This is a genomic window from Gordonia sp. CPCC 205333 (assembly GCF_048537885.1).
GTDB lineage: Bacteria > Actinomycetota > Actinomycetes > Mycobacteriales > Mycobacteriaceae > Gordonia.
In genome coordinates, this window is sequence record NZ_JBCLVI010000005.1 from 523,572 (window position 1) to 537,599 (window position 14,028).

At 62.1% G+C, this 14,028-nt stretch carries 16 protein-coding genes; 4 read left to right on the forward strand and 12 right to left on the reverse strand.

Going from position 1 to position 14,028, the window contains the following annotated elements:
• Positions 1 to 39: 39 nt before the first annotated feature.
• From AAFP29_RS20335 to dapE, 8 genes are all read right to left on the reverse strand, one after another.
• On the reverse strand, positions 40 to 207 hold the full coding sequence (locus AAFP29_RS20335) for a DUF3117 domain-containing protein (protein ID WP_007320197.1): 168 nt from the start codon (positions 205 to 207) through the stop codon (positions 40 to 42).
• A gap of 101 nt (positions 208 to 308) precedes the next feature.
• Positions 309 to 665, reverse strand: coding sequence for a DivIVA domain-containing protein (locus AAFP29_RS20340; protein ID WP_419219218.1), 357 nt, complete (start codon positions 663 to 665; stop codon positions 309 to 311).
• 5 nt (positions 666 to 670) lie between these two features.
• Entirely contained in the window at positions 671 to 1,663 is a 993-nt protein-coding gene (locus AAFP29_RS20345) for a glucosyl-3-phosphoglycerate synthase (RefSeq protein ID WP_419219220.1), read from the reverse strand.
• On the reverse strand, positions 1,660 to 2,535 hold the full coding sequence (gene folP / locus AAFP29_RS20350; RefSeq protein ID WP_419219222.1) for a dihydropteroate synthase: 876 nt from the start codon (positions 2,533 to 2,535) through the stop codon (positions 1,660 to 1,662). The genes AAFP29_RS20345 and folP overlap by 4 nt, the downstream gene beginning before the upstream one ends.
• Before the next feature lie 54 nt (positions 2,536 to 2,589).
• Complete coding sequence (locus AAFP29_RS20355) at positions 2,590 to 4,371, reverse strand: long-chain-acyl-CoA synthetase (RefSeq protein ID WP_419219224.1); 1,782 nt, start codon at positions 4,369 to 4,371, stop codon at positions 2,590 to 2,592.
• 48 nt (positions 4,372 to 4,419) lie between these two features.
• The gene (locus AAFP29_RS20360; protein ID WP_419219225.1) at positions 4,420 to 4,956 is read right to left on the reverse strand and encodes a TIGR00730 family Rossman fold protein; all 537 of its coding nucleotides are present in this window, start codon (positions 4,954 to 4,956) and stop codon (positions 4,420 to 4,422) included.
• Positions 4,953 to 5,768: a TIGR00730 family Rossman fold protein gene (locus AAFP29_RS20365; RefSeq protein ID WP_419219226.1), complete on the reverse strand. Its 816-nt coding sequence runs from the start codon at positions 5,766 to 5,768 to the stop codon at positions 4,953 to 4,955. Before AAFP29_RS20365 ends, AAFP29_RS20360 begins: the two co-directional genes overlap by 4 nt.
• Positions 5,769 to 5,845: 77 nt before the next feature.
• The gene (gene dapE, locus AAFP29_RS20370; RefSeq protein WP_419219227.1) at positions 5,846 to 6,937 is read right to left on the reverse strand and encodes a succinyl-diaminopimelate desuccinylase; all 1,092 of its coding nucleotides are present in this window, start codon (positions 6,935 to 6,937) and stop codon (positions 5,846 to 5,848) included.
• Between the two features lie 95 nt (positions 6,938 to 7,032).
• On the opposite strand from dapE, the gene AAFP29_RS20375 reads away from it, so the two are divergent.
• Together AAFP29_RS20375 and dapD are read left to right on the forward strand one after the other, a co-directional pair.
• The gene (locus AAFP29_RS20375) at positions 7,033 to 7,479 is read left to right on the forward strand and encodes a VOC family protein (protein ID WP_419219228.1); all 447 of its coding nucleotides are present in this window, start codon (positions 7,033 to 7,035) and stop codon (positions 7,477 to 7,479) included.
• A gap of 11 nt (positions 7,480 to 7,490) precedes the next feature.
• Positions 7,491 to 8,459 carry a 2,3,4,5-tetrahydropyridine-2,6-dicarboxylate N-succinyltransferase gene (dapD, locus tag AAFP29_RS20380; protein WP_419219229.1) on the forward strand — a complete coding sequence of 323 codons (969 nt, stop codon included), beginning with the start codon at positions 7,491 to 7,493 and terminating at the stop codon, positions 8,457 to 8,459.
• On the opposite strand, the gene AAFP29_RS20385 is transcribed toward dapD, so the two are convergent.
• Both AAFP29_RS20385 and AAFP29_RS20390 read right to left on the reverse strand, forming a co-directional pair.
• Complete coding sequence (locus AAFP29_RS20385) at positions 8,456 to 9,772, reverse strand: ABC1 kinase family protein (protein WP_419219230.1); 1,317 nt, start codon at positions 9,770 to 9,772, stop codon at positions 8,456 to 8,458. The genes dapD and AAFP29_RS20385 overlap by 4 nt on opposite strands.
• A 187-nt stretch (positions 9,773 to 9,959) precedes the next feature.
• On the reverse strand, positions 9,960 to 10,313 hold the full coding sequence (locus AAFP29_RS20390; RefSeq protein ID WP_419219231.1) for a hypothetical protein: 354 nt from the start codon (positions 10,311 to 10,313) through the stop codon (positions 9,960 to 9,962).
• A 207-nt stretch (positions 10,314 to 10,520) separates the two neighbouring features.
• Between AAFP29_RS20390 and AAFP29_RS20395 the strand changes: the two genes are divergently transcribed.
• Together AAFP29_RS20395 and AAFP29_RS20400 are read left to right on the forward strand one after the other, a co-directional pair.
• The gene (locus AAFP29_RS20395; protein ID WP_419219232.1) at positions 10,521 to 12,107 is read left to right on the forward strand and encodes a flavin-containing monooxygenase; all 1,587 of its coding nucleotides are present in this window, start codon (positions 10,521 to 10,523) and stop codon (positions 12,105 to 12,107) included.
• Positions 12,107 to 12,664, forward strand: a complete 558-nt coding sequence (locus AAFP29_RS20400; RefSeq protein ID WP_419219233.1) for an SRPBCC family protein — start codon at positions 12,107 to 12,109, stop codon at positions 12,662 to 12,664. The genes AAFP29_RS20395 and AAFP29_RS20400 overlap by 1 nt, the downstream gene beginning before the upstream one ends.
• On the opposite strand, the gene AAFP29_RS20405 is transcribed toward AAFP29_RS20400, so the two are convergent.
• Both AAFP29_RS20405 and AAFP29_RS20410 read right to left on the reverse strand, forming a co-directional pair.
• Positions 12,661 to 13,266: a TetR/AcrR family transcriptional regulator gene (locus tag AAFP29_RS20405; protein WP_419219234.1), complete on the reverse strand. Its 606-nt coding sequence runs from the start codon at positions 13,264 to 13,266 to the stop codon at positions 12,661 to 12,663. The two genes, AAFP29_RS20400 and AAFP29_RS20405, sit on opposite strands and share 4 nt — an antisense overlap.
• Positions 13,266 to 13,964: a TetR/AcrR family transcriptional regulator gene (locus tag AAFP29_RS20410; RefSeq protein ID WP_419219235.1), complete on the reverse strand. Its 699-nt coding sequence runs from the start codon at positions 13,962 to 13,964 to the stop codon at positions 13,266 to 13,268. The genes AAFP29_RS20405 and AAFP29_RS20410 overlap by 1 nt, the downstream gene beginning before the upstream one ends.
• Positions 13,965 to 14,028 lie beyond the last annotated feature (64 nt).

The window sequence follows — 14,028 nt, forward strand, 5'->3', positions numbered from 1 at the left end:
GGCAGGTCAGAAATCGCGTGACCCGCGTGAGCGGATCACTCAGCCGGTGACTCCACGCAGCTCTTCACCGAGCGCTGCCGCCTCGTCGGGAGTCAGCTCGACTACCAGGCGCCCGCCTCCCTCGATGGGAATCCGGACGACAATGCCGCGTCCTTCCTTGGCCGCTTCCATCGGGCCGTCACCGGTACGTGGCTTCATCGCCGCCATTTGCCGAACTCCCTCCTCTGACCGCGATGGGGCGGCCATGTGATCTTCGGTAGTGACTTACGGGCAAACCCGCAGCACACCCCCACAATCATACTCGGTAGTCAGTTCCGGTCGTCTTCGGCCCGCGTCGACGGCGCCCCCGGCGCCCGCGCCAGTGTGGCATCAACACCGTCACGAGCCTGAAGCGTCTGGGTCAGAGCGCGCAGTTCATCGAGTTCGCGGGCCAACTTCTCCAGCGTCCAATCCACCTCGGTCTGCCGATATCCACGCAGAACCAGGCGAAAACGCACTGCCCGCACGTCATCGCCGGTGATGGAATCGCGGGGCAATCGGGTGAGCGTGGTGCCCGGTTCCAGCGGCGGAAGATCTTCAGCGCGACCGAAGACAAACCACACCACCACGAACAGCGCCGACACCACGACCGCCATGATGAGCAGGTACAGCAGGAGCGTCGTCATAACTTCTATGGTGTCACGTGGATCGACTCTCGCCCGGCGCGACCGGCCGACGCCGGCACCACTGTCGCCATCGGTGGCCGGTCGGTCAAGTTCACTTCAGTATCGGATCGCATGAATTGCGGGATATCGCCGGACCGACCCGTTCCCTGGTCCCCCGCGCTGTCCGCTTCACTGTCGACCTCGACGAATTGAGTCAGCGCGGCACCCGAATCGGTTACTCCGCATCGGCGCAGCAGTACACCGACGATCTGGCGACTCATGACACCCAACTCGGTGAGCTTCCGATTGCGATGTTTGCGCACGCCGAGGTTGACCTGCGCGATGGCATCGATGCCGCAACGATCGTATGCGTCGATCAGTAGGCCGATTTCCACGCCGTAACCCGGCGCGAATGACACCGAGCTCAACAGTTCACGAGTACCGCCGTATTCACCACCGAGCGGCTGGATGATGGTGCCCAGTTCTGGCTTCAGCGATGAAAGCAGGGGGCGCGCAACAAGTTCAGTGACTCGGCCGCCGCCACCCTCGTCGCGGTTCTCGCCGATGCGCAGCGGACGGCGGTAGTAGGCCTTGACCAACTGCACCGACCGATCGGCCAGCAGCGGGCCGACGAGCCTGGGCACAAACATCGGATCGGGATCGATGAGATCGGAGTCGACGAAGACGATCAAGTCGCCGGTCGTCGCGGCTATCGAGCGCCAGAGCACCTCGCCTTTGCCGGGGACCGGAGCGATCGACGGTACCGCTTCCTCCCGCGTCACCACGCGCGCTCCAGCTGCGGCGGCACGCTGCGCGGTCGCATCAGTCGAGCCCGAATCCATCACCACCAGATCGTCGACGAGACCGCCGAGCAGTGGTCGGATCGACGCGACCACCTCACCAACGGTTGCCTCTTCGTTGAGAGCGGGCAGAACCACCGAAACGGTACGACCGTCCTTGGCGGCCACCAGATCCTCGACCGCCGACCAATCGATGCGCCGCGGTCGGGTAACGCTCACGCGAGGCCCCGCACTGCCCGCATCGGCGGTCGCTGCCCGGCAATGGCCGCCACCATATCCACCACACGACGCGTCTGCGCGACCTCGTGCACCCGAAATATCCGGGCGCCGTGTTCGGCGGCCAGGGCAGTCGCGGCGAGAGTCCCGGCAACCCGCTCGCGCAGGTCGACACCCAGTGTTTCGCCGACAAAATCCTTGTTGCTCAACGCCATCAGCACCGGACGACCGGTCGCAACCAGGGCGTCAACGTGGCGCAAAAGCGCCAACCCGTGATGGGTGTTTTTGCCGAAGTCGTGTGTCGGGTCGATCAGGATCGAATCCGCCGGTATCCCGGCCGCTTCGGCACGGTCAGCGGCAGCGGTGAGTTCGGCGACCACCTCGCCGACCACGTCGGGATAGCGAACACGATGGGGGCGCGTACGCGGCGCGGCGCCGCCGGTATGTGAACAAACGATGCCGACCTGATGTGCCGCAGCCACTTTCACCAAGTCCGGATCTGCGCCCGCCCAGGTGTCATTGATGAGATCCGCACCGACGGAACACGCGGCGTCGGCGACCTCGGCACGCCAGGTGTCGACGCTGATCAGCAGATCCGGGAAGTTCTCCCTCACCCATCCGATGAACGGGACGACGCGGGCGGCTTCGGCTGCCGCGTCGACCTCGACTCCCGGTCCTGCTTTGACTCCACCGATGTCGACGATGTCAGCGCCAGCCGAAACCGCCTCCGCGATCCGGGCCTGGGCGGCGTCGTCGGCAAAACTCGCCCCAGCGTCGTAAAACGAGTCCGGGGTTCGATTGACGATCGCCATCACCAGCGCCCGATCCGATGCCACCGGCCGACCGCATAGTGTCTGCGTCGTCGAAGTCGTCATACGCCCGAGGGTAGTGCAAGCATACGACCGTCCGACCGGCGCGCCGACGCCGTCCTACCCGCGCGGAGCGCGGGCGTTGGCGACGTCGGCCGGGTAGTCGTCGTAAATCTCGACGTAGCCGTCCTTGCGGCCGGCGAGCACATACACCGGGTCGTCGCCGGTTCCCGAATAGCCATCCTCGCGAAGTTCAACCTTGCGACTCTTGAAAGTCGAGGTGGCCTCGAGTTCGTCGACGAGCCGAATGAACAGCGGTAACGCATAGGCCGGCAACGTCTTGTACAGATGCTCGGCAATGCTGGCCGGATCGAACTGCGCACCGTCGCGCAGCTTGACTGCGGCCATCCCCGCCTTACCGTCCGAATCGGGAATTGCGACACCGTAGACCACCGATTGTTCGACACACTCGTGGCCGTCGACGGCCCCCTCGACCTCCGTTGTCGCGACATTCTCGCCCTTCCATCGGAAGGTATCGCCGAGTCGATCAACGAACGCGATGTGCTTGAACCCCTGCTCGCGCACCAGATCACCGGAGTTGAACCACGAGTCGCCAGTGGAGAAGGCGTCCCGGATGATCTTCTTCTCAGTGGCAGCCGAATCGGTATAGCCGTCGACCGGAACTCGATCGCTGATTTCTGCGATCAGCAAACCTGGTGTGCCCTTAGGACTTTCAACCAGACGGCCCGACCCGTTGCGCTTCGGTTCACCGGTCTCGTCGTCGTATTGCACGACCTTGTAGGGCAGCGGACAGAAACCTGCTGTGCGTTTGACCCCAAAAGCGTTGACAAAAGCGAGATTCAGTTCACTTGCACCGTAGAATTCGACGATCCGCTCGATGCCGAATCGCTGGGCGAATTCATCCCAGATCTCCGGTCGCATTCCGTTGCCGACGATGAGGCGCACCGAATGCAGGCGGTCGGTCTTCTTCGGAGGCTGCGCCAGCAGGTAGCGGCACAATTCGCCGATGTAGCAAAACGCGGTGGCGCGGTTGAGAATTACGTCATCCCAGAATTTCGACGCCGAGAACTGCTTACCGATGGCGATACATGCGCCCGCTGCCAACACCGACGACAGCGACACCGACAGTGCATTGTTGTGATAAAGCGGCAGCGGAACGTAAAGGGTGTCGCTATGCCGCAGACGCACGGCCATCCCACCGATCCCGGCCATGCTGGCCAGCCAGCGGTTATGGCTCATCACACTGGCCTTGGGCAAACCCGTTGTGCCCGAGGTGAAGATGTAGAACGCCTTGGTCGACGCGGGGAGGGATTCGGTGATCGCGGGGTTGACCTCGGACTGCCCCTGCGATGCCTCGTCGAAAGCGGCGAAGTCGAAAACGTGTTCCGGCAGAACCGATTTGGGGATCGAGTCCAATGCTTCGGACGTTTCCGGGTCCCAGACGAGCACCTTGGCCCCGAGTAGGGACATGCTGTGCTCGATCACCTTGCCGCGCTGGTTGTAATTGAGCATGCCGGCCACCGCACCAAGTTTCACCGACGCGAGCATCAGGAGCAGGCTCGTTGTGGAGTTCTTCGCGAGGATCGCGACTACGTCGCCTTCACCGACGCCGAGTCCGCTCAGTGTCGACGCATAGCGGTTCACGGTCCGATTGGCCTGACCGTAGGTGGTCGAGTTGCCCTCGAAGCGTACGAACGGGCGGTCGGGATGGGCGGCGGCGTGTTTCTGAAAGACCTGGCCGATAGTCCGTTTGGCATCGGCCGGGCGATGGATCAGGCCTGGCGCATGGCGCAGGATCAGCGGCACCGACGGTGCCATATCGACTAGACCTTTGGCGATATCGGCAATGCCGACCTTGTTGGCTGACGCAGTGGTGGTCAATGAGTGCTCCGTACGTGTCTACAGGTGGACGCGATGATGTGGGCAATCTTACCGAGCAGTAGCAAGTGTGATCGCCTCGGTCACCGTTTTCGCGATGAGCAGTCGATTCAGCGCGCGTTCCTGGACGAACCCCCGTCCGCGCAGGTTCTCCAGCCAATCCAGCAGCGGTGCGTAGAAATCATCGATGTCCAGCAGCACCACCGGCTTGTCATGCATACCGAGATAGCCGCCGGTCCACGTCTCGAATAGCTCCTCCAGCGTGCCGATGCCGCCAGGCAACGTAATGAATCCATCGGCCCGGTCGTCCATCATCGCCTTGCGCTGACGCATCGTGTCGGTGATGACGAGTTCGTCGGCGGCGGTGTCGGCGACCTCCCGGTCGACCAACGCCTGCGGAATGATGCCGATAGTTCGGCCGCCGGCGGCGCGGGTGGCACGCGCGACCGCTCCCATCATCGAGACGTTGCCGCCACCGGAAACCAGCGAGTGCCCGGCACCGCCGAGTGCGGTTCCTAATTCGCCCGCGAGAGCCAGATACTGCTCGCCTACCGGACCAGACGCACAGTAGACACAGATTGCGCTCACTGCTCCGCTGCCTGTCGGTCCAATTCCCGACGCGTCCGGGCGATCGCCTCGACTACCTCATCGGGTGTGTCCACGACATGCAATAGGTCGATGTCGTCGGCGCCGATCATCTTCTCGGCGACCAGAACATTCCTGATCCAGTCAATCAGTCCCGACCAAAACTCTTGTCCGACAAGCACAATCGGAAACCTGGTGATCTTGTTGGTCTGCACCAGGGTCAATGCCTCGAACAGTTCGTCTAGCGTGCCGAATCCGCCTGGCAAGCAGACGAAACCCTGGGCGTATTTGACGAACATCGTCTTGCGGGCGAAGAAATAGCGGAAGTTCAGTCCGACGTCGACCCATTCGTTAAGGCGCTGCTCGAATGGCAACTCGATGCCGAGGCCGATTGATTGAGCACCAGCCTGATACGCCCCCTTGTTGGCCGACTCCATTGCACCAGGACCACCGCCGGTGATCACCGAAAATCCGGCGCGACCCAGCGCTTCGCCGACGTCGACGCCGAGCTGATAGAGCTCGGTTCCGGGCTGAATTCGGGCCGAGCCGAAAACGGTCACCGCCTCACCGATATCGCGCAAGGCGTCGAATCCGGCTACGAACTCCGATTGGATCCGCAGCACGCGCCACGGATCCTTCTGTGCGCGTTGGGCTCTCGCATCGGCGGTGCGCTGGCTGGCGTCGAGTAGCCGACGATCGGTTGTCATCGCCAGTTGGTCGGCGGTGCGGCGCACCCGCATCGGGCCTACATAGCAGCCTTCGTCGGGCGACGATTCGTCGATCGCTTCTGAATCGGGCGATTGTCCAATGGGCATGGCCGCAAGCGTAGTCGGAACCGGACCTACGACGGCACCTCCCCACGCCGCGACGAAGGACCTCGGCGTGACGGGAGTTATCGCAGGTAGTTCCGCAGCACTCGATGAACGGTGTCGATCTGGGCGACTGGTACCCGCTCATCAACGCGATGGGCGAGGTTGGGGTCGCCCGGCCCGTAATTCACCGCTGGAATACCCAGCGCGGAGAATCGTGAGACGTCCGTCCAGCCGTATTTCGCGCGGAAGTTGCCGTCGGCGGCAGCGACGAGTTCGGCCGCTGCCGGATTGGCCAGTCCGGGCAGCGCACCGGCCGCTGAGTCAGTCACCGTCACGGTGAGTTGCTCGCCGCCCGGAGCCGATGACACGACGTCACGCACATGTTCGGTCGCCTGCTCGACGCTGCGGTCGGGTGCGAACCGGAAGTTGACGGTCACCGACGATTCATCGGGGATGACATTGCCCGCGACGCCGCCGGTGATCCCGACCGCCGACAGCCCTTCTCGGTATTCGCAGCCGTCGATGTCCACGCGGCGGGGCTGATACTCCGACAACGTTGTCAGCAGACCGCCCAGTTTGTGAATCGCGTTGTCCCCCATCCATGCCCGCGCTGAATGGGAACGCTGGCCCGACGCCGACACGGCGACTCTCAACGTCCCCTGACACCCCGCCTCGATGAGACCGCCGGTCGGTTCGCCGAGGATCGCGACATCGCCGGCCAACCAGTCCGGCAACTCACGCTCGATGACGCCCAGTCCGTTGTACTCCGCGGCGATTTCTTCGCAGTCGTAGAAGATCAGTGTCAGGTCATGGCGCGGGTTATCCAGTGTCGCGGCCAGATGAAGGAAGACCGCGTCACCGGATTTCATGTCGACGCTGCCGCAGCCGTGAATCACATCGCCCTCATCGACAGACGTCTCGCGGCGGTGCGGCACATTTCCGGCGATCGGCACCGTGTCTAGATGGCCGGCCAAGACTACTCGACTCTCGCGACCTAGATCGGTTCGCGCGAGGACGCGATTTCCGCTCCGGAGGATCTCGAAACCCCTTGTCTGCGTACGTAATGCATCTTCAACGGCATCGGCGATAGCCGCTTCGTCACGGGATTCGCTTGCGATGTCGATCAGGGCCGCGGTCAGGTGCGCCGGATCGGCGGACAAATCGAGAGGCATAGCTAGACGCTACCGTGGGTCGACGCTCCCGGACCGTGCGCCGGTACCCCACAAGTTTTCCCGTGTTGTCGGTGTGTGCGGTTACCGTTACCCACATGACGCCGACTCCGCGATTCAACGCCATCTCCGTACTCGTCGCCGATATGTCCGCCAGCGTCGAGTTCTACCGGCACTGCGGCCTGACATTCTCAGACGATCAGTTCCCCGACGGCATTGAGAAGGCGATGCATGTGGAGGCATATATCGGCGAGTTCCGGCTCATGTTCGACACCCACGCTGTGGCCAAATCGTTCCAGCCGAATTGGACTCCTCCGTCGAGCCCGAATGAAGGTGTCTCCCTTGCCTTCGACTGTGGCTCCCCCGCCGATGTCGACCGGGTCTTTGGTGTACTCGTCGCGGCCGGCGCGCACACCTATCTGGAGCCGTTCGACGCGTTCTGGGGGCAGCGCTACGCCAGTGTTACCGATCCGGACGGCAACGGTGTCGAACTGTATGCGGCGCTACCCCAGGACACTTCGCCGTCGCCTGACTCCCCCCGGTAAACTCGGCGCTCGTGACTACGCATGGAGCATCCGCGATCGGAATCGCCACCCTGACCAACGGCACCGGTGCCGACACCCACACGGTGCTCGACGCCTGGTTCCCCGAGCCCGAGCTGGCCACCATCGACATCACCGGGACCGTCGTACTCGATGAGGCGGACACTCCGGACTACCTTCGCGAACTAGTCGGCGTCGATGACGTACGCGGCGTCAAGACTGTCGCCATCCGCACCAATATCGCCGATATCACCGAAGCCCCGACTGATGCCTACGACGTCTATCTGCGCCTGCACCTGCTGTCGCATCGCTTGGTAGCACCACACGGTGCCAACCTTGATGGACAGTTCGGATTGCTCGCCAACGTCGTGTGGACCAATCACGGCCCGTGCGCGGTCGAAGGATTCGAGCAGGTTAGAGCCCGTCTGCGTGCCGCCCGCGGGCCGGTGACCGTCTCGCATATCGACAAGTTCCCGCGGATGGTCGACTATGTGGCACCCGGCGGCGTACGCATCGGCGATGCCGACCGAGTTCGCCTCGGAGCACACCTCGCACCCGGCACCACCGTGATGCACGAAGGTTTCGTCAACTTCAACGCCGGCACGCTGGGCGCATCGATGGTCGAGGGGCGAATCTCGGCCGGTGTCGTCGTGGGCGACGGCTCCGACATCGGCGGCGGCGCGTCCACGATGGGCACCCTCTCGGGCGGTGGCAAGGAGATCATCAGCCTCGGTAAGCGCTGTCTACTTGGCGCCAACTCCGGGTGCGGTATCCCCCTCGGCGACGACTGCGTCATCGAAGCGGGTCTCTATGTCACCGCAGGAACCAAGGTCACCGGCCCCGACGGCACCGTGGTCAAGGCCCGCGACCTCGCGGGGCAGTCGAATATCCTGTTCCGCCGCAATTCCTCGACCGGCGCCGTCGAAGTTGTGCCGTGGAAGGGCGACGGCATCGCACTGAACGACGCGCTGCACAAGAACTAGCCGCGGTCGTCGGGTTCGGGGTCCGTCCATTTCTCGACCAATCGGCGAAATGGTGCAGATGCCTCCATTTGCGCACTTATTCCGATGAAGCCGAGCAATACTCGAAATAGCATCGTGTACTCGGGTGGAGCTGACAATCGATGACTGGTCCGGTATTCCGCACTAGTAATGTCGGTCGCCTTCCCCGCCGCCCGCTGCAACCATCGTCGAGTAAATGTGAACTCGTCGGTGTATAGCGGGTCGACGAAGGGCGCCAGAAACGCCGTGACTTCGTCGGCAGTGACTTTTGCCCCCTTGGGCACGAATCCTGCGGCGGCGAGTTCTATCAGCAGGTCGTCGTGACGCCGATCGCGTGCTAGTCGCAGAATACGTCCGACAGCGGCCGGAAAACCGTCAGGTAGTTCCGCGACGGCTCCGAAATCCAGAACGACCAGCCGCCCATCCTCGGCAATCATAAAGTTTCCCGGATGGGGGTCGCCATGCAGTAGGCCTACCCGGCGGGGCGAGCTGAGTTCGAACTCGATGAGCAGTCGTGCGGCCCTGTCCTGTTCCGCCCGGCTGCCCGATTCGATGACCCGGCGCAGGCCGACGCCATCCACCCATTCGCTGACGACCACCTTGGGTGCGCTCGCGACCACAGCCGGAATCCGAACGTTCTCGTCGTCGGCGAACACCTGCGCGAATCGGCGTTGGTTGTCGGCTTCAGCGCGATAGTCGAGCTCGCCGAGCGTGCGCTCGGACAATTCGTTGATGATCGCCTTGACGTCGGTGCCACCTGCGAATGCGGACAGAAGACCGCCAATCCGCCGAAGCGTTTTAAGGTCGGCGACGAGCGCTTCATCAGCACCGGGATACTGGATTTTCACCGCGACCGGACGTCCGTCAGACCAGACCCCGCGATGTACCTGACCTATGCTCGCGGACGCTGCCGCCACCTCATCGAACTCAAGGAAACGCTCACGCCATCGGGTGCCCAGCTGCTGGTCGAGGACCTGCGTGACGGTCGCGGCCGGCATCGGCGAGGCCTCGTTCTGAAGCTTCGCCAATGCCTCCCGATAAGGTGCCGCATATGCCGGCGGAACCGCGGACTCCATCACGCTAAGTGCTTGTCCGACCTTCATGGCTCCACCCTTCAGCTCGCTGACGATGCTGAAGATCTGCTCCGCGGTTTTCGCCTGCAATTCAGCAGTGACGGTCGCATTGTCGGCTCCGGCGAGTCGTCGACCGAACCCGACCATCGACCGACCGGCAAGGCCGATCGGCAGTCTTGCCAGTTGAGCTGCCCGTTTAGTGGAGCTTGAGGTCAATTCCATCGTTCAGTCGCCTTCGCTTTCGGCTGTTCACATGTGTGATAGGGCGTGACTCGCCAGCGTGCGCTTCGTGGAGGCCGCGAGGTAATACCCGCGAGTACGACTCCGGATGCCAGCTCCACGAGTTCGGTACGGGTCAAATCCCAGGAGAACCAGTGCGTTGACCGACTCACTTGTGGGCATCGTGCAGCTAGTCCGCGAAGGTCGGCTCGGACACCTGGCCGCCGGCCCGAAGTTGGCCGGTGATCGCAGTGGCAGCACGGTCACCGAGATAGGCGCAGTAGACCAACAGGCCGATCACGCCAGCTGTCCTGGTCCGCGAATCGAGCAACGCGAGCCCGATCGCGGCCTCCGACGCACCGTTCACTTTGACCCAATTGTCGGTGTCCTCCGGGAACACAAATCGGGAGATCGCCACGAACGGGCCGGGTGCCACGAAATGTGCGAACCCCGAGGTCGCCAACCCCACACCGCCGACCTTGAATCCGCGATCCACCACGCGTGATCGGGCAATTGCCTCACCGAGCCGTCCCAGTAGCACCATCGTCTCCTCTTCATAATTTCGACGGCCGCCAGCAAGCCACTGACGTCCGTACGCTTCGACTACTAATCAGACTGGCATGTCAGTTCTACAAAAACAAGTACCGCACTCACCGCCTCTGACCAGTCAATCAATTAATAGTACTGATACGTCAGTGCATCTGCTATCGTCAGCATTCTAGAAGAGCGTCGGGCGAATCAGGAGACCTATATGACCGAATCATCGAGCACGCCAACCGTCGAACCCAACTTCGACGTCGCGATAATTGGCGCCGGCGCGGGCGGCATCTGCGCCGGCATCAAATTGCAGGAGCTGGGCATCGACAACTTCGTACTGATTGAACGTGATTCGGGCATGGGTGGCACGTGGCTCGCCAACACCTACCCCAACGTCGGCGCTGACCTCCCCTTTCTCGCCTACCAGTTCTCGTTCGCACCGAAGGCCGACTGGGATCACTTCTTCGCGAAGGGACAGCAGATACAGGACTATCACGTCGGACTGGCGATCGACGCTGGGTTGCATCACAAGACGAAACTCAACACGGAGGTCGTCAAGGAAGAATGGGACGAGACTGGCCATCAATGGCGACTGCACATCGCAGACGGGTCGACGATCACTGCCCGTTTCGTCCTCAGCGCGGTCGGCGCTTACATCAACCCCAAAGACAAGCCTGCGATACCCGGCCTCGACGACTTCGCTGGCGAGGTGTTGATTCCCTCGCGGTGGAATCACGACTACGACTTTCGACACAAGCGGGCCGCGATCATCGGGGTGGGTTCGAGTTCGGTGCAGATCGCACCGGCTCTGGCCGCCGACGTGGAACATCTCGACATCTACCAGCGCACACCGCAACGCTATTTCCCCAAACCAGATTTTCGAACGCCGCGATGGATGCAGCGACTCCTAGGTTTACCGAAAATCGCGGGACTTCTCCACGAGGCGGTACTCGCCGTACTGGAAGTCGGTCTGCGCGTATTGATCTATACGCCCCGGCCACTATTCAACGCCGGGTCGACAGTATTCGATTGGGCCGGTGACCGGCTATACAACCTATGGCTGTGGCTATGTGTGCGCAACAAATCCGATCGCGACAAACTGCGCCCTGCCTTCGGCGCCGCTTGTACGCGCGGCACTCTCGGCGGCGGTTACCTGTCAGTCTTCAACCGCGACAATGTCGATCTACACACGACGTCGATCGACCACATCACCGCTGACGCGATCGTCACCGCCGACGGAGTCGAGCACAAGATCGACGCCCTGGTGCTCGCCACGGGATATGAAATGTTCTCCGACCCCGAGACATATCGCGAAGGCACGGTGATCGGCTACGACGGATTCGATCTGGGGCGCTTCTACAACACCCACGGACTCCGCGCGTATCACAGCACCGCCGTCGCGGGCCTCCCAAATCGGTTTCTACTGGTTGGCCCGTACTCCTGGACCGGTACCGCATTCCACTACATCCTGGAAAACGCGACCCGCCACATCATCGCCGTCCTCGATGAAGCTCGTTCCCGTGGTTGCACGCGTGTCGAGGTCAGCATCGAGGCACAGAATGAGTTTCACGCCGACATGGTTTCCAAAGGCGCCAATCTCGCTCGCTATTTCACGGTCAACTGTGCGGGATCAAATACATACTTCGTGAACTCTCACGGCGATGCTGTCTATGTACGCCCGTGGACGATTTATCAGTCACGCAACCGCAGTGTCTCCTTTTCGCGGGCCGACTATAACTTTGACCGGATAGCTGCGAACCCGCCTGCCCCGGCAACGCCGAAATCGAAGGCAGTCATCTGATGCAACCATTCGCACGATTCCGTTTCCGCGCAACTGACCCCGTGTACGACGAGGGCATAGAGTCCTTCCTCAATTCGTCACCGTTTCGAACACATATCGTCTACGACTACCCGCGTATTTCGGCCGACGACCTTTGGCAGGTCGTCTCATCTGACCGGATGTGGTCATGGCTGCCCAGCGTATGGGGTTGCCGCTATCCAGTCGGCGAAGAGGTCGCACCTGGGACGGTGCGCGATTTTCAGATGTTCGTCCACCACTGGCTGATCTACGCACAACGCGAGAAGATTCTGGTCTGGGAGCCAGGGAGCCGACTGGTCTACACCGCTACAGATGCGACGCTGCCATTCTTCGGTACCTGGTGCGAACAATACGTCGTCGAACCGCTCCCCTCAGGGGGCTCACAGCTGACCTGGACAATGGGAGTGAAACCCCGCTTCATCGGATGGCTTCCGATGCGCTGGCTTACACCCGTGATGAGTCGCGTCTTCCGCTTCGGTCTGCGCGGGCTGGTTCGCGAGGTCGGCACCGGTATCGACGGCACCGAGCGCGTCGTCTAGATAAGCGATTCGACGGCTGGCAGGCCGTCGAGCAACAGCACAGTCAACACGTCTGCGACGGTGGCGACCTCACCGATGTCGCTGCCGTCGGCGATCACCGGCCCGCCGATTCCGAGCAGGTAGGACATCCAGGCCTGGCCAGCGAAGTCCACGTGCAATTCCGGGTCTGCGATCCCGTCATCAACCGCGGCCTGCAACATCTCCGTCGCACGCCGAGCGGCGGCGCGGAACATCGTGATGTGACCGTCGAGGGCTTCTTGGTCGACCCCAGGTACGTCGATCAAGATAAAGGACAACACCTCGGCGTGGTCAACCATCAGTTGAAGCAGGCCCTCATTCAGCGCGCGGACCGACGCGCGGAACGATTGCTCGTCGCACGGCCTCGGCAAACTAGCACTCACCTGGTCAAACATCGCGAAAAAGTCGGCCATCTCACGCTCGACGAGCACGGTCAACAAGTGCCGTTTGCTGTCGAAATAGTTGTAGAAGGTTCCGTGACTCACACCCGCATGAGTTGTTATCTCTTTGACCCCAACCGTCGCGTAACCCACATCGACGAACTCTTCTAGCGCGGAATCGAGCAATTGGTCAGCACGATCCATTACCGCTCCCCACGTCGCAGTACACCGTAGCGTTCCAGACTTCCCGCAGCACGCAGATAAGCCGCTCGCCTCTCCGGCGAATCCCCTTCGCCGGTAAGGACTTGAATCAGCCCCGGCAGCGCGAGCGCAGGGATGGCCCGGCCGGCCGTGCGTCTGCGCACCTCACTGACCGGATCTACTCCCGCACCCGGTGAGATCCGTTCGAGCAATGTGTTCACCAGGCTGTCCAAAGTCGCATACAGGCCGGTCAGCCGGTACTTGACCTCACGGTCGACCGTGCCGACCTGAACGGTCAGGATTTTCAGTATTCCGGGATATTCGTCCACCAACGCATATAGTCGCTCGCCCAGTCGTCTGATCTCGTCCCGAACCATCTCCCCAGATGGTTTCTGTTCGGCCAGTGCGAGCAATTCATCGGCATCGATCACATCCATCAACTTTTCGATACACCAGTCGACCACCATGTCGAGCAGCTCCCGCTTTCCATCGACATATCGATAGAGAGTGCCCTGACCGAAGCCCGCCTCTTTGGCAATGGAACTTACCGCTGCGTCCTCGTAACTGGTTTCTGAAAACACCTTGAATGCCGCGACAGTCAATTCCTGCCGACGTTTGTCGCCGAGTCCGACCGATTGCGGTCGGCCCCGACGACGCCGCGGCGTCTCAGATCCCGAGGTCTCGGGAGTGCCTATGGCCATGGGAGCCAAGTCTATCCAGCTCAAGGGACAACACTCGAATCGACGCGCATGAGCCCGTAGTCGC